This window comes from Ferrovibrio sp. GW821-FHT12E11 (assembly GCF_058806975.1).
The window spans coordinates 963,719-986,972 of the sequence record NZ_JBXAQG010000001.1; the positions used below are offsets into that span (position 1 = coordinate 963,719).

Annotated in this window: 19 protein-coding genes and 1 tRNA gene; 3 read left to right on the forward strand and 17 right to left on the reverse strand. The window is 64.0% G+C overall.

The genetic code is table 11. The features are described 5' to 3' along the window. Positions 1-48 precede the first annotated feature (48 nt). From AC1ROT_RS04780 to hflK, 3 genes are read right to left on the reverse strand one after another with little or no spacing between them, the layout of a single operon-like run. Entirely contained in the window at positions 49-1,560 is a 1,512-nt protein-coding gene (locus AC1ROT_RS04780; RefSeq protein WP_492969778.1) for a DegQ family serine endoprotease, read from the reverse strand. 45 nt (positions 1,561-1,605) lie between these two features. Further along, entirely contained in the window at positions 1,606-2,496 is an 891-nt protein-coding gene (hflC, locus tag AC1ROT_RS04785) for a protease modulator HflC (RefSeq protein WP_492969777.1), read from the reverse strand. Positions 2,497-2,507: 11 nt separating this feature from the next. Further along, a complete protein-coding gene (gene hflK, locus AC1ROT_RS04790; RefSeq protein ID WP_492997476.1) occupies positions 2,508-3,653 on the reverse strand; it encodes an FtsH protease activity modulator HflK in 1,146 nt (381 codons plus the stop codon). A gap of 254 nt (positions 3,654-3,907) precedes the next feature. On the opposite strand from hflK, the gene apbC reads away from it, so the two are divergent. After that, the gene (apbC, locus tag AC1ROT_RS04795) at positions 3,908-5,113 is read left to right on the forward strand and encodes an iron-sulfur cluster carrier protein ApbC (RefSeq protein WP_492997477.1); all 1,206 of its coding nucleotides are present in this window, start codon (positions 3,908-3,910) and stop codon (positions 5,111-5,113) included. Between the two features lie 16 nt (positions 5,114-5,129). Here the strand turns inward: apbC and AC1ROT_RS04800 are convergent, their stop codons facing one another. From AC1ROT_RS04800 to AC1ROT_RS04825, 6 genes are all read right to left on the reverse strand, one after another. Then, positions 5,130-5,510, reverse strand: coding sequence for a hypothetical protein (locus tag AC1ROT_RS04800; RefSeq protein WP_492997479.1), 381 nt, complete (start codon positions 5,508-5,510; stop codon positions 5,130-5,132). Between the two features lie 99 nt (positions 5,511-5,609). Then, complete coding sequence (gene ppdK / locus AC1ROT_RS04805; RefSeq protein ID WP_492997481.1) at positions 5,610-8,462, reverse strand: pyruvate, phosphate dikinase; 2,853 nt, start codon at positions 8,460-8,462, stop codon at positions 5,610-5,612. A gap of 7 nt (positions 8,463-8,469) precedes the next feature. Then, positions 8,470-10,542, reverse strand: coding sequence for a glycine--tRNA ligase subunit beta (gene glyS / locus AC1ROT_RS04810; protein ID WP_492997482.1), 2,073 nt, complete (start codon positions 10,540-10,542; stop codon positions 8,470-8,472). Beyond that, positions 10,542-11,432, reverse strand: a complete 891-nt coding sequence (locus AC1ROT_RS04815; RefSeq protein WP_492969771.1) for a glycine--tRNA ligase subunit alpha — start codon at positions 11,430-11,432, stop codon at positions 10,542-10,544. The genes glyS and AC1ROT_RS04815 overlap by 1 nt, the downstream gene beginning before the upstream one ends. A 122-nt stretch (positions 11,433-11,554) precedes the next feature. Then, positions 11,555-11,767 (reverse strand): hypothetical protein, encoded by a 213-nt coding sequence (locus tag AC1ROT_RS04820; protein WP_492969770.1) that lies wholly within the window; start codon positions 11,765-11,767, stop codon positions 11,555-11,557. 101 nt (positions 11,768-11,868) lie between these two features. Continuing rightward, positions 11,869-12,645 carry a tRNA1(Val) (adenine(37)-N6)-methyltransferase gene (locus tag AC1ROT_RS04825; RefSeq protein ID WP_492997484.1) on the reverse strand — a complete coding sequence of 259 codons (777 nt, stop codon included), beginning with the start codon at positions 12,643-12,645 and terminating at the stop codon, positions 11,869-11,871. Between the two features lie 86 nt (positions 12,646-12,731). Between AC1ROT_RS04825 and AC1ROT_RS04830 the strand changes: the two genes are divergently transcribed. Both AC1ROT_RS04830 and AC1ROT_RS04835 read left to right on the forward strand, forming a co-directional pair. Then, positions 12,732-13,775 carry a polyprenyl synthetase family protein gene (locus AC1ROT_RS04830; protein ID WP_492997486.1) on the forward strand — a complete coding sequence of 348 codons (1,044 nt, stop codon included), beginning with the start codon at positions 12,732-12,734 and terminating at the stop codon, positions 13,773-13,775. Positions 13,776-13,895: 120 nt separating this feature from the next. Further along, positions 13,896-13,972, forward strand: a tRNA-Pro gene (locus AC1ROT_RS04835). A 51-nt stretch (positions 13,973-14,023) separates the two neighbouring features. Here AC1ROT_RS04835 and AC1ROT_RS04840 read toward each other — a convergent pair. From AC1ROT_RS04840 to AC1ROT_RS04875, 8 genes are all read right to left on the reverse strand, one after another. Beyond that, a complete protein-coding gene (locus AC1ROT_RS04840; protein ID WP_492997488.1) occupies positions 14,024-14,947 on the reverse strand; it encodes a DMT family transporter in 924 nt (307 codons plus the stop codon). 80 nt (positions 14,948-15,027) lie between these two features. Beyond that, positions 15,028-16,215, reverse strand: coding sequence for an ABC transporter substrate-binding protein (locus tag AC1ROT_RS04845; protein ID WP_492969766.1), 1,188 nt, complete (start codon positions 16,213-16,215; stop codon positions 15,028-15,030). Between the two features lie 200 nt (positions 16,216-16,415). Next, positions 16,416-17,597, reverse strand: coding sequence for an ABC transporter substrate-binding protein (locus AC1ROT_RS04850; protein ID WP_492969765.1), 1,182 nt, complete (start codon positions 17,595-17,597; stop codon positions 16,416-16,418). 57 nt (positions 17,598-17,654) lie between these two features. Further along, the gene (locus AC1ROT_RS04855) at positions 17,655-19,523 is read right to left on the reverse strand and encodes an AMP-dependent synthetase/ligase (protein WP_492997490.1); all 1,869 of its coding nucleotides are present in this window, start codon (positions 19,521-19,523) and stop codon (positions 17,655-17,657) included. Between the two features lie 33 nt (positions 19,524-19,556). Continuing rightward, positions 19,557-20,363 carry an ABC transporter ATP-binding protein gene (locus tag AC1ROT_RS04860; RefSeq protein ID WP_492969763.1) on the reverse strand — a complete coding sequence of 269 codons (807 nt, stop codon included), beginning with the start codon at positions 20,361-20,363 and terminating at the stop codon, positions 19,557-19,559. Position 20,364: 1 nt separating this feature from the next. Continuing rightward, on the reverse strand, positions 20,365-21,126 hold the full coding sequence (locus AC1ROT_RS04865; RefSeq protein WP_492997492.1) for an ABC transporter ATP-binding protein: 762 nt from the start codon (positions 21,124-21,126) through the stop codon (positions 20,365-20,367). Beyond that, positions 21,123-22,199: a branched-chain amino acid ABC transporter permease gene (locus AC1ROT_RS04870; RefSeq protein ID WP_492969761.1), complete on the reverse strand. Its 1,077-nt coding sequence runs from the start codon at positions 22,197-22,199 to the stop codon at positions 21,123-21,125. The genes AC1ROT_RS04865 and AC1ROT_RS04870 overlap by 4 nt, the downstream gene beginning before the upstream one ends. A gap of 15 nt (positions 22,200-22,214) precedes the next feature. After that, a complete protein-coding gene (locus AC1ROT_RS04875; RefSeq protein WP_492969760.1) occupies positions 22,215-23,102 on the reverse strand; it encodes a branched-chain amino acid ABC transporter permease in 888 nt (295 codons plus the stop codon). Positions 23,103-23,254: the final 152 nt, after the last annotated feature.

Sequence of the window (23,254 nt, forward strand, 5' to 3'; positions counted from 1 at the left end):
AAAAAGGCCGGCTTTAAGCCGGCCTTTTTTATTGGCTTGAACCGCCGCTTACGATTTGAGCGGCACCGGCACGAAGCGCGGCTCGCCCGAACGCTGGATCTGCAGCAGCGCCACCTTGCGCTTGGCATCCTTCAGCGCCTTGAGCATTTCCACCGCATCGTCGGTATTGCGGATTTCCGACTGCGCCATCTCGATGATGACGTCGCCAACGCGCACGTCACGCTTGGCGGCCGGGCCATCGGGCTCCACATCGGTGATCACCACGCCCTTCACGTCATCCTTGATGTCGTGCTTCTGGCGCAGTTCCTTCGACAGCGGCGCAACGCGCACGCCCAGATCGGCCAGCTCGGTCTCGTTGCGGCCGGCCTTGGGTCGGGCGCCATCGGTCTTCTGGCTGCTCTCCTGCTTAGCCGAGGCCATGGCGGCTTCCAGCTCGCCTAGCGTCGCCTTCACCGTCTGCTTCTTGCCCTTGCGGATGAACTCAACATTCACCGCCTTGCCCACGGGCGTCTCGGCGACGCTGCGGGTCAGCGCATTGGTGCTGGCAATCGCCTTGCCGTCGAAGCTGACGATCACATCGCCTGAATCGATGCCGGCCTTCTGGGCCGGGCCGCCGGGCACCACCTTGGCGACCAGGGCGCCGCGCGCCTGCTGCAGGCCCAGCGCTTCCACCATCTCGTCGGTGACCGACTGGATCTGCACGCCGAGCCAGCCGCGCTTGGTGCGGCCGAACTCGATCAGCTGCTGCACCACCGGACGGGCGAGATTGGCCGGCACGGCAAAGCCGATGCCGATCGAGCCGCCCGATTGCGAGAAGATCGCGGTGTTGATGCCGATGACATTGCCTTCCTTGTCGAACAGCGGACCACCGGAGTTGCCCTTGTTGATCGAGGCATCGGTCTGGATGAAATCGTCGTAGCGACCGGCATTGATGTCACGGCCGCGCGCCGAGATGATACCGGCGGTGACCGTGCCGCCCAAGCCGAAGGGATTGCCGATGGCGAGCGTCCACTGGCCGACGCGGATTTTCTCCGAGTCGCCCCACGGGACAGCCGTGAGCGTGCGGCCCTTGGGCTCGACCTTCAGCACGGCGATATCCACTTCCGGATCGCGGCCGACGATCTTGGCTTCCAGTTCGGTGTTGTCATGCAGGATGACGCGCACCTGGTCGGCATCGGCGATCACGTGATTGTTGGTCACCACATAGCCGCGGGCATCGACGATGAAACCCGAGCCCAGCGACGACACCTGGCGCGGCGGCCGGTTGCCCTCGCCGCGCTGCTGGCGGTCGAAGAATTCCTTGAAGAAATCCTCAAACGGCGAGCCCGGCGGGAATTGCGGCAAGCCTTCCGGCATGGCGCCACGGTTCTGCACCGTCTGCGTGGTCGAGATATTGACCACGGCGGGCAGCAGTTTCTCGGCCAGATCGGCGAAATCGCCATCCGGTGCGCGCGCCTGCGTGGCCCCCACAGCGAAAGTGACGACCAGACCGGCGGCGGCTGCCGTGCAACGGCGCAGCAATCCGGCGGAGACCAGGCGACGCGGCAGAATGGCATTCATGGGCAACCTCCTCGCCGCCCTGTCGGGCGCGGCGATCATGCAGGACTATCGCTGGGGCGCCCGGCGCGGCACGCCGGTCGGGTTCTCGAAATAACGGAAGAAGTCGGAGTCGGGCGACAGCACCATCGTGGTGTCGCTCGGCTGCAGAACCTTGGTATAGGCCTGCAGCGACCGGTAGAAGTTATAGAACTCCGGATCTTTGTTGGCCGCTTCGGCAAAGATCTTGGTGCGTTCGGCATCGCCTTCGCCGCGCAGGATTTCCGAACGCCGGCGGGCGTCGGCGATCAGCACGGTGCGCTGGCGTTCCGCTTCCGAGCGGATACGCTCGGCCAGTTCGAAGCCAGTTGCGCGCTGCTCGTTGGCTTCACGCTGACGCTCGGTCTGCATACGGCGGAAGATCGCCTGGCTGATGGTATCAGGGAAGTCGGCGCGCTTGATGCGCACATCGACCAGTTCGATGCCTAAGCGCCGGGAGTCTTCCTGCAGGGTGTTGGTCACCTGCTGCATCGCCGACGGACGGTCGCCCGAGATCACCGAGGCGGCGTCCAGACGGCCGAAGGCGCCCCGGAAGGCATTGGCGACAGACGGCGCCAGACGGCCACGCAGGCCCAGTTCGTTGCGGACGGTCTGATAGAACAGCAGCGGGTTGGTGATGCGGTAGCGCACGAAGCTGTCGACCACCAGGCGGCGCTGGTCAGACGTCAGGATTTCTTCCGGCTGCGCATCGAGGCCGAGGATGCGCTTGTCGAAATAGACCACATCCTGGATCAGCGGAATCTTGGCATGCAGGCCAGGTTCGGTGATGACCCGGCGCGGATCGCCGAACTGCACCACCAGGGCCTGCTGGGCCTGATGCACGGTGAACAGGGCGCCGCGCAGCAGGAAGCCGGCCGCGACGACGACGATGACGATAATGGTGAGGAGAGAGCGGTTCATCTGGATTCTCCTCAGCGCTGCGGCTGCGCCGCGGGCGCCGCCCGCTTCTGCAGTTCCGGTAGCGGCAGGTAAGGCACGACGCCGCTGCCGGCGCCATTGCCATCGACGATCACCTTGTTGGTGCCGCGCATGATGGTTTCCATGGTTTCGAGATACATGCGCCGGGTGGTGACGTCCTTGGCCAGACGGTATTCGTTGTAGACCTGCGTGAAGCGGCTGGCATCGCCCTGGGCATTGGCGATGGTTTCCTGCTTGTAGGCCTCGGCCTGCTGCAGCAGGCGCTGCACCTCGCCGCGGGCACGCGGCACGATGTCGTTACGGTAGGCTTCTGCCTCGTTCTGCGTGCGCTCGCGATCGGCCTGGGCCGACTGCACATCGCGGAAGGCATCCAGCACCGAAGCCGGCGGTTCGGTGCGCTGCAAAGCCACCTGGGTGACCACCACGCCGGCGCCATAGCCATCCAGGATCGCCTGCATGACCCGTCGGGTGTCGTCGGCGATCTTGGTGCGGCCTTCGGTCAGGATGAACTGGATATTGTTCTTGCCGACCACTTCGCGGATGGCGCTTTCCGCCACCTGCTTGATGGTGCGCGCGGGATCGACCACGCTGAACAGATACTGGCCGGCATCCTTCACCTGCCACAGCACGGTGAAATCGATGTCGACGATATTCTCGTCGCCGGTCAGCATCAGGCTTTCTTCCGGCACATCGCGCTGCTGGGCGCCGCGGGTGGGCGACTCGCCCAGCGAGCGGAAACCGATTTCTTCGCGGTTGACCGAGGTGACCTTGGGCGTCAGGACGGAATCGATGGGCCAGGGCAGACGATAGCGCAGGCCGGGTTCGGTCACGGCATGGACCTTGCCGAAGCGCAGCACCACACCCTGCTCGTCGGTATCGACGCGGTAGAAGCCGGTGCCAAGCCAGATGGCAATCGCCACCAAGATCAGCAGCAGGATGCCGCGACCCGATACATCGCCGCCGGGCAGCATGCCGCGGAAGCGGTCCTGACCCTTACGCAGGATGTCTTCCAGGCTGGGCGGCACGCCGCCGCCGCCGGAGCCCGAGCCATTGCCGCGCGGTCCCTGTCCCCAAGGTCCGCGACCGCCACCGCCGCCGCCACCTTGCCAACCGCCGCCACCTTGATTGCTCCAGGGCATCCCACTGTCCTTCTCAGCCGAAACCGTCTCGCAAAGCGATTGGGGGCTGTTGTTGCCGGGCTTAACTGCCCGTGATTGTATCAGACTGCGTGCGAACGCTGTCCGACTGCTTTGCCTGCCTGCTTTTGCCTGCCTGCCGTCCCGGCCGGTGAATTGCCCCGCCCCCGGCCCCGCGATATATCACTCGCGTGGCGTAAGCTGGGCCTTCGCGGCCGATTATCGAGAATATTGGAACGTTTACAGGGATTTCAAGCATGACCGGGGTGACAGAAGCGCAGATCATGGCCGCGCTGGGCGGTGTGGTAGACACCGATCATGGCAAGAATGTGGTCGAGCTCGGCATGGTTGCCGGACTTGTGATCAAGGGTGGAAATGTCGGTTTCGTGCTGGAAGTGCCCGCCCAGGGTGCCGCCCGCAAGGAACCACTGCGCCGGGCCGCCGAACAGGCGGTCGCCGCCCTGCCCGGCGTCACCTCCGCCACCGTGGTCCTGACCGCCGAAACCCAGGGCAAAAGCGCTGCCGCCCAGCCGGCGGCCCACAGCCATGCCGGGCATTCTCACGGACCGGGTCATTCCCATGGCCCGGCCCAAGGCGCGGCCCAGGGTGCAGCTTCGGCCGCCGGTCGCCCCGGCGCGGCCCCTGAAGTGGCCGCCCGCCCCGCCATTCCCGGCATCAAATCGATCATCGCCGTGGCGTCCGGCAAGGGCGGCGTGGGCAAGTCCACCACCGCCGTCAACCTGGCTCTGGCCTTGGCGCAGGGCGGCAAGAAGGTCGGCCTGCTGGATGCCGATATCTACGGCCCCTCGCTGCCGCGCATGATGGGCATCACTGGCAAACCCTATTCGCCCGACGGCAAACGTCTGCACCCGATGCAGGGCTGGGGCATCCCCTGCATGTCAATGGGCTTCTTGGTGCCGGAAGACACGCCGATGATCTGGCGCGGGCCGATGGTGATGAGCGCGCTGGAACAGATGCTGCGCGACGTGGAATGGGGCGAGCTGGACGTGCTGGTGGTGGACATGCCGCCAGGCACCGGCGACGCCCAGCTGACCATGGCCCAGCGCGTGCCGCTGGCCGGTGCGGTGATCGTTTCGACTCCGCAGGACATTGCCCTGCTGGATGCCCGCAAGGGCCTGAACATGTTCCGCCGCGTCGATGTGCCGGTCTTCGGCATCGTCGAGAATATGAGCTATTTTTGCTGCCCCAATTGCGGCCACCGCAGCGACATCTTCGCCCATGGCGGCGCGCGCAAGACGGCCGAGGAACTGGGCTGCGACTTCCTGGGCGAGCTGCCGCTGAAAATCGAGATCCGCGAGACCTCGGACGGCGGTACCCCGATCGTGGCGTCCATGCCGGAGAGTGAGGAAGCGAAGGCCTATCGCGCGATTGCCGCGAAGGTGGCCGAGAAAATCGACCGCGATGTGGCGGCCAGCCGGATGCCCCGCATCACCATCCAGTAGACCGGGGCCGGCCGGCTCAGATACAGGCCGGGCGCATCAACGGATCGACGCCGCCGCCGTAGCCGCGGTCCTGCATGCTGGCAATGACGATGTTGCGCAGGGCATTCAGATGCTCGAGCAGACCGCGCTGCTGGGCGCGCCCGGCAGTGCGGTCCGTCGTGGCAAGGCTGCAGGCGGAGTCGCATAACGCGGCAACCAGCGGATAGCCGGCACGGCTGGCGCTGCCCCGCAGGGCGCAGACGATCCGGGCGATCTGCCCTATGCACACCTCGGCATGGGCCGGATTGCTGTGGGCCGCTTCCAGGGCCCAGACCGCCTTCTCGACTTCTCCCTGCAGCAGGGTTTCGAAACTTGCTGCGGCGCTGCCGCCGGTATCCGCCGAAATGCCTATCATCATTATTGCCCTGTGGTCATCCGCAAAGAAAAACGGCACCGGTTTTGGCCGGCGCCGTCTGTTCTAGCGATCTGCTCTGAGGGCAGTAAGGTTACTTCTCGGTTAGGCTTCGCTGGCCTTCTCTTCCGAGATCGCCGCCTGGGCCGCCGCCAGGCGGGCGATCGGCACGCGATAGGGCGAGCAGGACACATAATCGAGGCCGGCATTGTGGCAGAAGCGCACCGAGGACGGGTCGCCGCCATGTTCGCCGCAGATGCCCAGCTTGATATCCTTGCGGGTGGCGCGGCCGCGTTCGGCAGCGATCTTCACCAACTCGCCCACGCCGTTCTGATCGATGGTGACGAACGGGTCACGCTCGAAAATACCGGCCTTCAGATAGTCGTCCATGAACAACGCCGAGTCATCGCGGCTGATGCCCAGGGTGGTCTGGGTCAGGTCGTTGGTGCCGAAGGAGAAGAACTCGGCCGTCTCGGCAATGTCGCCGGCACGCAGCGCGGCGCGCGGCAACTCGATCATGGTGCCGACCAGGTATTTCACCTTCTTGCCCTGCTCCTTGAAGACTTCAGCGGCGATGGCATCGACGCGGGTCTTCAGGATATCCATCTCGGCCTTGGTGGCGACCAGCGGGATCATCACTTCCGGCTCGACGGCCTTGCCACCACCCTTGGTCACGGCAACAGCCGCCTCGAAGATGGCGCGGGCCTGCATCTCGTAGATTTCCGGATAGCTGATGCCCAGACGGCAGCCACGATGACCCAGCATCGGGTTGGTTTCTTCCAGCGCCTTCTTGCGCTCCTTCAGTGCCGCGACACTCAGGCCGGTGCCGCGGGCGACCGCGTCGAAATCGGCATCGGTCTTGGGCAGGAATTCATGCAGCGGCGGATCGAGCAGGCGGATCGTTACCGGACGACCGGCCATGATCTTGAACAGCTGTATGAAGTCTTCGCGCTGCATCGGCAGGATCTTGGCCAGCGCCTTCTTGCGGCCCTCGACGGCCGGCGACAGGATCATCTCGCGCACCGCGGTGATGCGGTCGGCATCGAAGAACATATGCTCGGTGCGGCAAAGGCCGATGCCCTCGCAGCCGAAGCGCACGGCGGTCTCGGCGTCAGCGGGGGTTTCCGCATTGGTGCGGACCTTCAGCTTGCGCAGCTTATCCGCCCAGGTCATCAGCAGGCCGAAATCACCCGACAGCTGCGGCTCGATCATCGGCATGACGCCCAGGATCACTTCGCCGGTGGAACCATCGATGGTAATGACATCGCCCTTGTTCACCGTGATATCGCCGACTGTCATCTTGCCGGCGCCGTAATCGATGCGGATGCCGCCAGCGCCCGAGACGCAGGGACGGCCCATGCCCCGGGCCACGACGGCCGCATGGCTGGTGGTGCCGCCGCGTGCGGTCAGGATGCCCTTGGCGGCATGCATGCCATGGATGTCTTCCGGCGAGGTCTCGACGCGGCAGAGGATCACGGCTTCGCCCTTGGCGGCCCACTGCTCGGCCTCATCGGCCAGGAACACGGCCTTGCCCGAGGCAGCGCCCGGCGAGGCAGCCAGACCCTTGGCGATCACCTTGCGCTCGGCCTTCGGGTCCGGCGTCGGATGCAGCAGCTGGTCCAGCGAGGCCGGATCGACACGCTCGATGGCTTCACCCTGGCTGATCAGCTTTTCCTTCACCATATCGACGGCGATCTTGATCGCCGCCTTGGCGGTGCGCTTACCCGAACGGGTCTGCAACATCCACAGCTTGCCCTGCTGGACCGTGAATTCGATGTCCTGCATGTCGCGATAATGCTTTTCCAGCCGGACGAACACCGCGACCAGCTGCTTGAAGGTATCAGGCATGGCCTCCTGCATGGAGGGCATTTCGTTGCCGACCTTCAGGCGCGATTCCTTGGTCAGCTGCTGCGGGGTGCGGATACCGGCAACGACGTCCTCGCCCTGCGCATTGATCAGGTATTCGCCATAATAAATCTTCTCGCCGGTGGACGGATCGCGGGTGAAAGCGACGCCCGTGCACGAGGTCTCACCCATGTTGCCGAACACCATCGCCTGCACATTCACCGCCGTACCCCATGAGGCCGGGATGTTGTTCAGGCTGCGATAAGTGATGGCGCGCTGGTTCATCCAACTGGAGAACACGGCGCCGATGGCACCCCAGAGCTGGTCGCGCACATCCTGCGGGAAGGGCCGGCCCAGTTCCTGCTCCACCTTCTTCTTGTAGGCGCCAACCAGTTCCTTCCAGTCGGCAGCCTTCAGCTCGGTGTCCAGGTTGAGGCCATGTTCTTCCTTGTGCATTTCGAGCAGTTCCTCGAAATGCTCATGTCCGATATCGAGCACGACATTGGAATACATCTGGATGAAACGGCGATAGCTGTCCCAGGCGAACCGCTCGTTGCCCGACTGCTTGGCCAGCGCCTCGACGGTCACGTCGTTCAGGCCGAGATTCAGCACGGTATCCATCATGCCGGGCATCGAGGCGCGGGCGCCCGAGCGCACCGAAACCAGCAGCGGCTTCTTGGCGTCGCCGAACTTGGCGCCGACCAGCTTCTCCACCTTGATCAGCGCGGCATCGACCTGGGCCTTCAGCTCCTTGGGATACTGCTTGCCGTTCTTGTAATAGGCGGTGCAGACCTCGGTGGTGATGGTCAGGCCCGGCGGCACCGGCAGGCCGATATTCGACATCTCGGCCAGGTTGGCGCCCTTGCCCCCCAGCAGGTTCTTCATATCGGCGCGGCCTTCGGCCTTGCCGTCGCCGAACGAGTAAACCAGCTTGCCCTTGGCCAGAGCGCTCTTGGGGGCGACAGCCTTCTTCGGCGCCGACGCCTTCACAGCCTTTTTCACGACCTTCTTTGAGGCTGCGGCTTTCTTGGCCTTCACCTTGGATTTCGTAGCCGGCTTGGCAGCCTTCTTGGCCTTGGGGGCGGTTTTCTTCTTCGGCTTGGGCTTGGCCATCGGTCTGTTACCCTTCGATCTGCGAGAAGTCGGCGATACGGTCCATGCTTCCGGCAACGGCGGAAAGCAAACTCAAACGGTTACGGCGCACGGCGCCGTCATCGGCATTGACGGTGACGCGCTCGAAGAACGCATCGATCGGCGCACGTAGCCGCGCAAGTGTGGCAAGATAATGGCGGAATTCCGCTTCATCCTGTGTCTTTGCCGCGACTTCGCGGCCGAGATCGCCCAAAGCGCCGACCAGCGCGCGCTCCTCGTCCTGGGCGATCAGGTGGCCATCCACCTCGCCCAGCGTCAGGTCCGGGGTCTTTTTCAGCTCGGCGCGCACGATGTTGTTCGCCCGGCGATAGCCGGCCAGCAGGTTGCCGCCGTCTTCGGTCGCCAGGAAGCCGCGCAGCGCATCCACCTTGTCCAGCACGCGCACCAGGTCGTCATCGGCGCTCTTGGCGAAGATGGCGGCGATCAGGTCGTGCCGCACGCCCTGCTCGCGCAGATGCACCTTGAGGCGGTCGACGAAGAACTGCATCAGCTCCTCGGTCGGATTGCGCGTACCCTCGGCCTGCACGATCTGCAGCGACAGCGCCGAGCGGAACAGCGTCTTCAGCGGCAGGGCCAGCCGGTTTTCCAGGATGATGCGGATCACGCCGAGTGCAGCGCGGCGCAGCGCAAACGGATCCTTCGAGCCGGTCGGCTTCTCGTCGATGGCGAAGAAACCGGCCAGCGTGTCGATCTTGTCGGCCAACGCCACGGCAATGGCCACCGGCGTATTGGGGCAGCGGTCATTCGGACCCTGCGGCGCGTAATGCAGCGCGATGGCCTCGGCCACCTCGGGCGCCTCGCCATCGTTCAGAGCGTAATAGCGCCCCATGATACCCTGCAGCTCGGGGAATTCACCGACCACACCGCTGACCAGATCGGCGCGCGCCAGCCGGGCGGCGCGACGGGCCAGCTTGGCATCGGCATTCACCGCGCCGGCGATCTCGTAGGCCAGGCGCTCGACGCGCTCGACCTTCTGCGCCACGGTGCCGAGTTTGGCGTGGAAGACGATATCCTTCAGCGCCGGCAGGCGGTCTTCCAGGCGGGTCTTGCGATCCTGGTCCCAGAAGAACTTGGCATCCGACAAGCGCGCATTCAGCACCCGCTCGTTGCCGGCCACCACCTGCTTGCCGCCGTCATCAGTCAGGGTGTTGGCGATGATGACAAAGCGCGGCGCCAGCGCGCCGTCGGCCGTGTTGAGCGCGAAATACTTCTGGTGCGTCCGCATCGTGGTGGTCAGCACCTCGCGCGGCACATCCATGAACTGCTGCGGAATCCGGCCCAGCAGCACGACCGGCTGCTCGACCAGGCCGGTCACTTCGTCGGCCAGGCCGGGATCGTCCACCAGCATCAGGCCTTCGGCGGAGGCCGCGAAGGCGGCATCCTTCAGCACGGCGGCACGGCGGATGGCAAAATCCGGCTCGACATAGGCGGCGCGCAAGCGAGCCAGATAGTCGCCGGCATTGCGCACGGAAAACTTTTCCGGTGCCTGGAAGCGATGGCCGCAGGTGGTGTCGCCAGCCGTGAGATGACCGAAGACGAAGGGCACCGTCTCGCCCTCGAACAGCGCGATCATCGAATGCAGCGGTCGCACCCAGCGCAGCTCATGCGCGCCCCAGCGCATGGATTTCGGCCAGGGCAGCTGCGCCAGCGCTTCGGGCAAGATACGCAGCAGGGCATCCTTGGTCGCCTCGCCCTTCTTCTCGACGATAGCGAACCAGAATTCGCCCTTACCGGTATCGCGCTTCTCGCACTGATCGAGCGAGGTCAGGCCGGCGCCGCGCAGAAAACCCTGCACGGCCGCATCGGGCGAGCCGACGCGCGGGCCTTTCTTTTCTTCCCGGATATCGGCCTGCAGGCGTGGCAGACCTTTCACCACCAGCGCCAGGCGGCGCGGCGTGACATAGGATTCCGCTGCCTCGAAGCTCAGGCCGGCCTTCTTCAGGCCCTCGGTGACCAGGCGCAGAAGGTCCTCGGCGGCACGCTGCTGCATGCGCGCGGGAATTTCTTCCGAATGGACCTCAAGCAGGAGTTCGCCGAGCATCAGACCGTCTCCTGCAGATGGCCGCGCGAGCGCAGCCACTGGGTGCAGCAGGCCTTGGCCAGCGTGCGCACACGGCCGATATAGGCAGCGCGCTCGGTGACGCTGATGACGCCGCGCGCATCCAGCAGGTTGAAGGCATGGCTGGCCTTCAGGCACTGGTCATAGGCCGGCAGCGCCAGGCCCTTCTCGACCAGCGCCATGCATTCCTTCTCGACATCGGCGAAGCGGCGGAACAGCTGCTCCGTGTCGGCATGCTCGAAATTATAAGCCGAGAATTCGCGTTCGGCCTGGTGGAACACCTCGCCGTATTTCACGCCACGGCCGTTGAAGTCGAGATCGTAAACGTTGTCCTTGCCCTGCACATACATGGCGAGGCGCTCGAGGCCGTAGGTGATCTCGGCCGAAACCGGCGCGCAGTCGAAACCGCCGACCTGCTGGAAATAGGTGAACTGCGTCACCTCCATGCCGTCGCACCAGACTTCCCAGCCCAGGCCCCAGGCGCCCAGCGTCGGGTTTTCCCAGTCATCCTCGACAAAGCGGATGTCATGGCGCTTCGACGAAATGCCCAGCGCTTCCAGCGAGCCGAGATACAGCTCCAGCACATTGGCCGGGCTCGGCTTCAGGACCACCTGGAACTGGTAGTAATGCTGCAGGCGGTTGGGGTTCTCGCCATAGCGGCCGTCTTTTGGCCGGCGCGAAGGCTGCACATAGGCGACGCTCCACGGTTCCGGGCCAAGCGCACGCAGGGTGGTGGCGGGATGGGAGGTGCCGGCGCCCACTTCCATGTCATAGGGCTGCAGCAGGACGCAGCCCTGACGTGCCCAATAGGTCTGCAACGTGAGGATCAGATCCTGGAACGACGAAGCCGCGGCGTTTCCGGTGGGCGCCATCGTTAAGTCCTCTGTTCTCTCGCCTTTGCGTGCCTTTGGGGGGTGCCCGAAATCGCGCGGACCATAGCCAGCGGAGGCCCGAGAATCAAGCCATTGCGGGCGTTAGACTTACGCCCGAAAGGCTAGGCCGGGCGGCACTCCGGACGGCCGCAGGTCTGGCCCGTGGTGTAGGTGCCGCAGACCGGGCAGGGTTTCAGGTCCTCGGCCACCGCCTTGGGCTTGACCGGCTCTGCCGGCGGGGGGGCCGGCGGCTTGGCCACGGGCTTGCGGTTGAAGGTGCGCCAGCCATACCAGACGGCGGCAATCACCAGGATCAGCAGCAGGTATTTCAGCATGGGCGCAGGGCTTTACCGGCTCTCAGACAACGGAGCCCGAGTCTGCGGCTTTTGCCAGGCCGGCCGCAAGCCCTCCGGACCGCCGATCAGACCGCCACTGATCAGACCGGCAGGGCGGCGCCGTCACGCAGCACCGCGTCGATGGCGGGCTGGTAGGCGCCGCCATCGGCCGCGTGCAGCACCAGGCCGGCCTCCAGCACCAGTGGCGCCTTGCTGCCCTTCACCGCCCGCACGATCACCCGTTTCGCCGGTTGGCCGGCCCGCGAGACCAGCGGAATCACCCGAATCGCCCCGGCCGGCTGCTTGCCGGATGGCGGGCTGAGCGCCGCCAGAATATCGGCCAGGCGGTCGGCCTTGTGGATCAGGGTGACGCCGCCGCCGGGCTTCGCATAGCGCAGCAGCGCGGCGATCCAGTGGCCCAGATCAGCCTCATCGCCCTCGCTGCGCGCGGTGGCGCGGCCGGCATGAGGGGAGACGCGATGCCGCGTGCTGTCGAAATACGGCGGGTTGGCAAACACCTGATCGAAGCTGCCGGCTGCCAGTCCGGCGATCCGGCCCCGGATATCGCCCTGCAGAACACGCAACCGCTCCGCCATGCCGTTCGCCGCGATGTTGCGCTCACACAGGGCCACCAGATCGGGCTGCAATTCCACGCCGGTGATCTGCACAGATTTCAGGCGCGCGGCCAGACAGAGCATGCCGACGCCGGAGCCGCAGCCCAGATCGAGCGCATGCTGCGTGCCGCCAGTCTTGCTGCGCGCCGGCACGGCGGCAGCCAGCATGACGGCATCGGCGCTGGCGCGCTGGCCCTTTTGCGGCTGGATCAGCCGGACCTGGCCGCCAAGCAGGGCGTCGTGTGTGTGATGGCTGTCAGGCATTTGATCTGAAACGGAAACTTGAAAGGGAGCGGCGCTTGACCGGGTATGCCAGCCCACTATGCTCCAGCCAGACGACCGGACACAATATGGGTTACGCGACAGTGCAGACTGCCTCCAAACAGATTCAGGGCGCGACGGAGCCGGGCCGCAAGCCCAGCATCGAGCCGTTGCGCGCTCTGGTGGCAGCCGAGATGGATGCGGTGAATCGCGAGATCATCGACCGCATGGCCAGCGATGTCACCCTGATTCCGGAACTGGCCAGCCATCTGATCGCCGCCGGCGGCAAGCGCATCCGCCCGCTGCTAACGCTGGGCTCGGCCCGGCTCTGCGGCTATGCCGGGGACAAGGACGTGCTGCTGGCGGCCTGCGTCGAATTCATCCATACCGCGACGCTCCTCCACGATGACGTCGTGGACGAAAGCGACCGCCGCCGTGGCAACGCCACCGCCAATGTGCTGTGGGGCAACCAGGCTTCGGTGCTGGTCGGCGATTTTCTGTTCACGCGCTCTTTCCAGCTCATGGTCGAGACCGGCTCGCTGGAAGTGCTGCGCATCCTCTGCGGCGCCTCGGCCGAAATCGCCGAGGGCGAAGTCCTGCAGCTGGTGATCGCCAACGACACGACCTCCAGCGAGGCCGATTACCTGAAGGTCATCAAGGCCAAGACGGCCGCGCTGTTCGCCGCCGCCTGCCGCGTCGGCGCCGTGATTGCCGGCCGCGCACCGGCCGAGACCCAGGCGATGGACGATTACGGCCACAATCTCGGCATCGCCTTCCAGCTGGTGGACGATGCGCTGGACTATGCCTCCGACGGGGTGACGCTGGGCAAGAATACCGGCGACGATTTCCGCGAAGGCAAGGTGACTCTGCCGATCCTGCTAGCCATCGCCAAGGGCAGCGAGACCGAGCGCGGCTTCTGGCGTCGCGTCATCGAGACGCCCGAGGCGCAGACGCCCGAGGATTTCGCCCAGGCGCTGCGCTACCTCGACCGCCACAGCGCCATCGAGGAAACCATGGCCCGCGCCCGCGCCTATGCCCAGAAGGCACGCCAGGCGCTGCAGGTCTTCAACCCCGGACCGATGCGCGATGCGCTGTCGGAAGCGGTCGATTTCGCTGTCGAACGGGCCCAGTAGCGCTTCCTGTAAGCCTCTGGCCGGCCACGACTTTCCCCATGCCTGCTTTTCCGCCCGGAATGCGCCTTGTGCGCCTTGCGGGGGCGTAGCGCAGGCGCTATACAGTCGGCCCGCGCCGGTCGGAGCGTAGCTCAGCCTGGTAGAGCACTAGCTTCGGGAGCTAGGGGCCGGAGGTTCGAATCCTCTCGCTCCGACCAGCGCGCGGCTCTCCCCGAAAATTTACCTCTTATTCTATTCCGTCACCCAAGTTACTCGGTAACGATGGGCGGTACCGGCGCGCGCTTCACCGTCTCGCGCCACAGGATGTAGAGCCCGCTGGCGATGACAATGGCACAGCCGAGCCAGGTATGAATGTCGGGGAAATCCCCCCAGATATACCAGCCGATCGCCACCGACCAGATCAGGTGCGTGTAGTCGAAGGGCGCGGCCACCGAGGCCGGCGCCAGACTGTAGGCACGCGTCATGAACAGCTGCGCGGCGCCACCGATCAGCCCAGTGGTGACCAGCAGCACCAGGCCTTCCATATCCGGCGTCACCCAGAAAAACGGCAGCAGCAGGCCGGTGACCGCACTGCAGAAAGCCGCATACCAGAAGGCGATGCTGGTGGAGGGTTCGGTACGACTGAGTTTGCGGATCTGGATGATGGCGAGCGCGTAGAACAGCGTGGCGGCCACCACGATCAGCGCGCCGCTGGTCAGCATCCCCTCGCCTGGCCGCAGGATCACCAGCATGCCGATGAAACCGACGATGATCGCCGACCAGCGATGCAGCCCGACCTTTTCCTGTAGCAGCCAGACCGACATGCAGGCGATGAAGATCGGCGCGGCAAAGGAAATCGCCGTCACATCGGCCAGCGACAGGAACTGGTAGGCATAAAAAAACAGCGCCATGGAAATGCAGCCGAACACCGAGCGCAGGCTGAGGCCGGCGAAACTGGTGGGGCGCAGCACGGCCCAGAAATTTCTCGGTCCGCCGGCCGTGCGCAGTACCATCAGCAGGATCGGCGGAAAGGCGCAGAAGCTGCGGAAGAACATGATCTGCACGGTGGGATAGCTGGCGCCGAGCCATTTCACCAGCGCATCCATGATGCCGAACAACGACACCGCCATCAGCATGTAGCCGATGCCGAGGGGCGTATTGGAAACCTGCGTATATTTGGGGAAGACAGACATCGGCTGGATGGGGAGAAAAAGAAACGGCCCGGATGGTTGTGCCATGCCGGGCCGTGGAATGCACGCGTCAGGCTGTTACATCAGCTCCCGTAACGGACCGGGCCGGCGATCTGCACGAAGCGGCCCTTCTGCACCTGGAACAGGAAGCTTTCCTCGGCGCCCAGATGCTTGGTCGGGCCGTAGCTGACCAGCGGGCCGCCGAAGATATCGCGGAAGCCCTGGATGCCTTCAATCGCCGTCACCATCTTGTCGGTGGTCAGGTCCTTGCCAGCCCGTTGGAAGGCAAAGGCCAGCTGGTCCATCAGGCCATAGCCGTAGACGGCGCCGATATTGGCATCGGCATTGAACTTGGCCTTGTACTTGTCCATGAAGGCCGCCACCTGCGGCGAGGCCGTGTCGCGATACGGCATCACGGTGCCTGCCATGACATACAGGCCTTCCGTCGCGCCGCCGGGTGCGCCGGCAACGATCTGGTCGTAATTGGCCGACTGTCCGAGGAAGTCGACATCCCAGCCCATCTTGCGCGCCGTGCCATAGGGCACGATAGCATCGCGCACGATGGTGCCCATCACCACGATGTCGCAGTTGGCCGCCCGCAGTTTGGCCATCTGGGCGGTGAAGTCGGTGGCGATCGGAGTGTTGGTAGCGGTCTCGATCACCGGCAGGTTCATCGCCTTGGCCTGGTCCTGCACGGCTTCCAGGATTTCCTTGCCGAAATCGGTGTCCTGGTAGAGCGTGCAGAAGCGCTGCTTGCCCTTGTTGGCCACCATCCACTTCATGCCGGCGCGCACCTGGTCGTAATAGGACGACAGGCCGGCGAATTTCAGCTTGTGGAAGGGTTCCGACATCTGCCGCGCCGCGGTGATCGGCGAGAAGTTGATCACGCCGGCTTTCAGTTGGTCTGGCAGCACCGCGTTGTTCATCGGCGTGCCGAGCGCGCCGGCCATCAGGAAGATGTTGTCGCGGTTGATCAGCTTGTTCGCGGCCTGCACGGCGCGCGGCACCTGATACTGGTTGTCCTCGACGATCAGGCGGATCTTGCGGCCATGAATGCCGCCTTGCTCGTTGATCTCGTCGATCTTGAGCCGCATGGCCTGCGAGGAATGCACGCCATAGCTGGCTGCCGGACCGCTAAGGTCCGTATGCATGCCGAGGACGATTTCGGTTTTGGTTACGCCACGCACCTTGTCCGACTGTGCGGCAGCGATGCCGGCAGTCAGCGTTGAAACGGCCACGGCTGCGACCGCGAGTACGGCTACCCTACGCATGCGGACCTCCCTGAAGGTTTTATGGTTTTTACACGGAAAATCTTAGTCCTCCCGCGCGAGCGCACCTACGGGATTCTGCAACACAGGCTGCGTGTCGCGCGCTGTTTGCGTTGCACAAAAGAAAACGCCCGCGGCGGATGCCGCGGGCGTCACAGGAAATGCGAGACTTTTCTTGTCGTCCGTATCCGGACCTTTGAAACCTAGTACTTGATCGGACCGCCGGCGAGCTGCACGAAGCGGCCCTTCTGGATCTGATAGAACAGCACATCGGTTGTGCCCTGATGCTTCTGCGGACCGAAGCTGATCACCGGGCCGCCGAAGACATCGCGGTAGCCGTTGATGCTTTCCAGCGCCTTCAGGAACTTCTCGGTGGTCAGGTCCTTACCAGCGCGATCCAGCGAGGTGACGATCAGGTCGGCGATGTTATGACCATAGACCGAGCCGATATTCGGATCGCTGCCATACTTCGCCTTGTAAGCATCCCACCAGGCGCCGACCTGCGGCGAGGCGGTGTCGCGGTACGGCATCACGGTGCCGGCGCCAACATACAGACCTTCAGTGGCGCCGCCGGGGGCGGAAGCCACGATCTGGTCGAAGCTGGCCGACTGCGACACGAAGTCGACATCGGTCCAACCCATCTTGCGGGCGGTGGCATAGGGCACGATGGCGTCACGCACGATGGCGCCCATCGCCACCAGGTCGCAACCCGAGGCCCGCAGCTTGGTGATCTGGGCGGTGAAGTCGGTGGCGATCGGCGTGTTGGTCGCCGTATCCACCACCGGCATGTTCATCGCCTTGGCCTGGTCCTGCACGGCTTCCAGGATTTCCTTGCCGAAGTCGGTGTCCTGATACAGCGTGCAGAGCTTCTTGCGGCCGTTCTTCTCGACCAGATACTTGATGCCCGCACGGGTGTGATCGTAGTAGCTGGAGAAGGTCTGGAACTTCAGCTCATGGAACGGCTCGGCCATCGAGCGCGCGGCAGTCAGCGGCGCCAGATTGGGCACGCCGGCCTTGAACTGGTCGGCAAAGACCGCGTTGTTATGCGGCGTGCCGAGCGCGCCGGCCATCAGGAAGATCTTGTCGCGGTTGATCAGTTTGTTCGCGGCCTGCACGGCGCGCGGCACCTGATACTGGTGATCCTCGACGATCAGCCGGATCTTGCGGCCATGGATGCCGCCTTCCGCATTGATCTTGTCGAAATACAGCCGCATGGCGTTCGACACATGGACGCCATAGGACGCCGCCGGGCCGCTCAGATCGGTATGCTGGCCGATCACCACTTCCGTCTTGGTGACGCCACGCACCGACTGGGCGTCCGCCGCGCCGGCCAGACCGGCCACCGCCGCAAAAGCCGCTGTCGCGGCCAGAATTCTCGTACGCATCCTCATTCTCCCTTTCAGTAAACCGTTGGTTCAGTTCACGCGTTCACCGGCCGCCGTTCAGGCGCCGGCATACATTTCCTCGATCAGAGGCTTGTATTTCTCGTTCACGAACTTGCGCTTCAGCTTCATGGTCGGCGTCAGCTCGTCATCCTCGGCGGTCAGCTGCCGGTCGATCAGGCGGAATTTCTTGATCGTCTCGACGCGGGCAAAGTTCTTGTTGACCTTCTCGATCTCGGTCCAGATCAGTTCCTGCACTTCCTTGGCCTTGCACAGCGAGGTGAAGTTGGTGAAGGGCACGTTCAGGTCCTGGGCGAATTTCACCACGTTGTCGTGGTCGATCATGATCAGGCAGGTCAGATAGGCGCGGCGGTCGCCGATCACCACCGCATCCGAAACATAGGGGCTGAATTTCAGCTGGTTCTCGATCTCCGACGGCGTGATGTTTTTGCCGCCCGCCGTGATGATGATGTCTTTCATCCGGTCGGTGATCTTGAACCAGCCCTCGTTGTCGACGGTGCCAACATCGCCGGTATGCAGCCAGCCGTCGACGATTGTCTCCGCCGTCTTGGTCGGGTTGTTCAGGTAGCCCATGAAGACATGGGGGCCCTTGAGCAGGATTTCGCCCTCGGGGCTGATCTTCATCTCGGTGTTGGGCACCGCCTGGCCGATACTGCCGAGCTTGACCTCGTTCATCATCGGCGAGCTAGCGAGACCGACATTCTCGGTCTGGCCATAGACCTCGCGCATGTCCTTGCCCAGCGCCAGATACCATTTGATCAGGTCGGGTGAGATCGGCGCGGCGCCGGTGACCAGCCACTTGCAGCGGTCGATGCCGATAATGCGCTTGATGTTGCGCAGCACCAGCTGGTCGGCGAACCAGAAGGCCATCTTGAGGCCGGCCGAGGGCTCGCGCCGCTCCAGCCGCGCGGCGGCGACCTGGTAGCCGATGCCGATGGCGATCTTGTAGGCCAGCTTGCCCAGGCCGGTGGCATCCTTCATGCGGATGGCGATGCCGGAATAGAACTTTTCCCAGAGCCGCGGCACCGCGAAGAATACGGTGGGCTGCACCTCCTGCAGGTTCTGTGGCACGGTCTCGGGGCTTTCGGCGAAATTCACCGTCGAGCCCGAGCGGATCGGCCACAGCAGGCTGAAGCCGCGCTCGGCGATATGGCAGAGCGGCAGGAAGCTGAGCTGCTCGTCGGTGCCATCCTGCTCCAGCAGGCGGCCGGCATTCTCCATCTGGAAGATCAGGTTGCGATGGCTGATCATCGCGCCCTTGGGCGCACCGGTGGTGCCCGAGGTATAGATCAGGATCGCCAGGTCTTCCGGCTTGCCGAGGGCGAGCTGCGCGTCCCAGAATTTCGGATTGCTCGTCTCGAAGTCGCGGCCGAGCTGCAGCAACTGGTCGAAACTGATCACCATCGGATCGTGGAAATCGGCCAGGCCTTCCATGTCGATGATGACGATCTTGCGCAAACTGGGGCAGCGCTCGCGCACTTCGAGAATCTTGTCGAGCTGCTCGTCATTCTCGGCGACATAGATCGTCGTCTTGCTGTCGTTGATGATGTATTCTACCTGCTTGGCGGAATCGGTGGTGTAGACGCCGTTGGTGACGCCGCCGACGCCCTGGCAGCCCAGATCGGCATAGAGCCACTGCGGATTGCCTTCCGAGATGATCGAAACCACCTCGCCGCGCTTCAGGCCCAGCGCCGCAAAGCCCAGTCCGGCATGCTTGGCATTCTCGCCATACTGGGCCCAGGTGATCGAATTCCAGATGCCGAGATGCTTCTCGCGCATCGCCACCTTGGCGCCGCGCTCGCCCACCTTGCGCCAGAAGTAACGCGGCATGGTGTCGCGATCGATGATGGCGAGAATATCGGCATCGATTTGGATGCCTGTTTTTGTGTCGACCGCCTTGGCACTCATGGTGCACCCTCCCTGGGTCGCGTGGCGATAGCGTTACCGCCAGGTTTTACGCTTTTTCCAGCGCCGCTTGCCGCGCACGCCCTGTTCTTTCATGCCGAGATAGAATTCCTTGATGTCTTCCTTTTCCAGAAGACGGGCGCAGGTATCGGCCATCACGATGCGGCCGACTTCCAGCACATAGCCGTAATGCGCGGCATGGAGCGCCACATTGGCGTTCTGCTCCACGAGCAGGATGGTGGTGCCCTGCTCGGCATTGATGCGCACGATGATCTCGAAGATTTCCTTCACCAGCTTGGGCGACAGGCCGAGCGAAGGCTCGTCCAGCAGCAGCAGCTTCGGCCGGCCCATCAGCGCGCGGCCAATCGCCAGCATCTGCTGCTCGCCGCCCGACATCGAGCCGGCCGCCTGGTTCTCGCGCTCCTTCAGGCGCGGGAAATAGCCGTAGACCATCTCCATGTCTTTGGCGACGCCATCGGCATCCTTGCGGGTGAAGGCGCCCATCATCAGGTTTTCCTTCACCGTCAGGAACGGGAAGGTCTCGCGGCCCTCGGGCACATGGCCGATGCCCAGCCGCATCACCTTGTCGGGATCCATCTTCTGGATGTCGCGGCCCTCGAAGGCGACGCTGCCCTTCTGCGGGTCCATGACGCCGGAAATGGTCTTCAGGATCGTGGTCTTGCCGGCGCCGTTGGCGCCCAGCACCGTCACGATGCTGCCTTCGGGCACTTCCAGGCTGACGCCGCGGATCGCCATGATCGGACCGTAGAAGGTCTCGATATTCGAGAGCTTGAGCACTGGCGGATTGGCGAGTTTCTGTTCGATGGAAAGGGCAGCGCTCATCTCAGCCTCCCAGATAGGCTTTGATGACTTCGGGATGGCTCTGCACCTCCTGCGGCGTGCCCAGAGCTAGCACGCGGCCGTAATTCAGCGCCAGCACGCGATCCGACACTTCGTTCACCAGGCCCATATCGTGTTCCACCATCAGCACGGTGATGCCGAGTTCATTGCGGATGTCATGGATCCAGAAGGCCATGTCCTCGGTCTCTTCGGTATTGAGACCCGACGAGGGCTCGTCCAGCAGCAGAAGCTTGGGCTCGGTGCAGAGCGCGCGCGCCAGCTCGACCACCTTGCGGGCGCCATAGGGCAGATTGACGATATAGGTGTCGCGGTAATGCTGCAGGTCGAGGAAGTCGATCACATGCTCGACCTTCTCGCGATGCGCCAGCTCCATCCTGCGCACCGCCGGCGTGAACAGCAGCTCCTGCACCAGGTTGCCGCCACGATGGGCATGGCGGCCAAGCAGCAGGTTGTGCAGCACGGTGGCATGCTCGAACAACTCGATATTCTGGAAGGTGCGCGCGATCCCCATGGCGGCGATCTTGTGCGGCGGCACGCCGGTGATCTCCTCGCCCTCGAAGCGCAGCACGCCGCTGGTCGGGTCGTAGATGCGGCTGATCAGGTTGAACACCGTGGTCTTGCCGGCGCCGTTCGGGCCGATGATGGTGAAGACCTGGCCCTTCTCGACGTCGAAGCTGACGCCGTCGACGGCTTTGATGCCGCCGAAGTTGATGGCGAGATTGTCGGCCTGGAACAGGGCGGTCACCGGTTGCGCTCCGACTTGGTATAGGTCTTCTGCCGCTTGAAGGTGGCCTTCTTGTAAAGCGGGAAGAGCGAGAAATAGAGCTTCACCTTCATCCAGCGGCCATAGATGCCGAGCGGCTCGAACAGGATGAAGAAGACCAGGATCAGGCCGAAGATGCCCGGTTCCAGGCCCGGCTGGCGCGCGATGGTTTCCGGCAGGAAATCGCGCAGGATGGCGATCAGCTGCGGCAGCCAGCCGACGAAAATGGCGCCGAAGATGGCGCCGTGGATCGAACCCAGCCCGCCGACCACGACCATCAGCAGCAGCTGGATCGACAGCAGGATGTTGAAGGCATCGGGCGCCAGGTAGCCGATCTTGTGGGCGAACAGCGTGCCGCCGAAGCCGGTGAAGCCGGCCGAAATCGAAAACGCCATCGTCTTGTAGGCGGCGAGGTTGACGCCCATCGACTGGGCGGCGATTTCGGAATCGCGGATGGCGATGAAGGCGCGGCCGGTGGGTGAGCGCAGCAGGTTGAGCGCCGCCAGCACGGCCAGGATCAGCGCACCGAAGCAGAGATAGTAGAAGAACACGTCTTCCACCATGGAATGGCCGAACATCTCCGGCCGCTCGACGGCAAAGCCCTTGAAGCCGCCGGTGACATGCTCCCAGCGGATCAGGATCTGCTCGATGATGAACGCGAATGCCAATGTGGCGATGGCGAGGTAGACGCCGGTGAGCTTCAGCGCCGGCCGGCCGATCACCGCGCCGATCGCCGCCGACAGCAGCGTCGCCACCGTCACCGAGATCACGAAGGGCACGCCGAGGCTGAGCAGGATCGAATGGGTATAGGCGCCGATGCCGAGGAAGGCGGCATGGCCGAGCGAGACCTGGCCGGTATAGCCGGTCAGGATCATCAGGCCGATGCCGACAATGGAGAGGATGAAGACATAGGAGAATTCACCCAGCCAGAAATCTTCCAGCACAAACGGCGCCGCCAGCAGCAGCAGGATCATCAGGCCGTACCAGAAGCGGTCGACCTTGTCGCGGAACAGGTTGATGTCCTGGTTGTAATGGGTCTTGAAGAAGAAGCGCATGATCTGTTTCCGCCCTTACACGCGCTTGCGGCCGATATTGCCGAACAGGCCCTGCGGCCGGATGAACAGCACGACCAGGATCACCACATAGGCGGCCACATCCTTGAAGCCTTCGGCCATGTAGATGCCGGAGAACTGCTCGATCACGCCGATCACCAGGCCGCCGATCACCGCGCCGGGAATCGAGCCGAAGCCGCCCAGCACCGCGGCGGCAAAGGCCTTGAGGCCGAGCAGGCCAATCGTCGTGTCGATCAGCGATACCGGCGCCAGCAGGATGCCGGCAACGGCGGCGACAGCAGCCGAAATCGCCCAGACCAGCGAGAAGATCATCTTCACCGGAATACCCATGTAATAGGCCGCCAGCTGGTTCTGCGAGGCTGCCTGCATGGCCACGCCGATGCGGGTGAAGCGGAAGAAACCGTAGAGGACGGCGCAAAGCAGCGCCGTGCCGAACACGATGGAGGCATTCACATCGGCGATCACCAGACCGCCGACGCGCATGACGCCATCGGTGAAGGGCGTGTTGAAGGCGCGCGTCTCGGTGCCCCAGATCATCGAGGCGCCGGAGCGGAAGATGAAGCCGAGACCGATGGTGAGCATGACGACCGAGAATTGCGGCTGGCCGATCACCTGGCGCAGGATCACGGTGTCGAGCAGATAGCCGAACACCGCCATGAACAACACCGCGCCGCCGAAGGCGACCCAGTAATTCAGGCCGAAACCCTCGATCAGGGCATAAGCCATGAAGGCGCCCAGCATCAGCAGGTCGCCCTGGGCGAAGTTCACCATTTCGGTGGCTTTATAGATGAGCACGAAACCGAGTGCGATCAGGCCGTAAATACAGCCTGCCGCCAATCCGTTCAGCAGCAACTGGACAATGTCAGACAGCGTCCACCCTCCCACAGGTCATATTCAGGCGATTCTTGGTGTCGCCGTCTTGTGGTGGCAGATTATGAAGACGACGGTGTTAAGGTCAATCGCTTTCGCGCTCGGATGAACGCTAATCACTTGACGCTACGTCAATTTTTCGCACCCTGACGGAGCCGTCCGCCAGA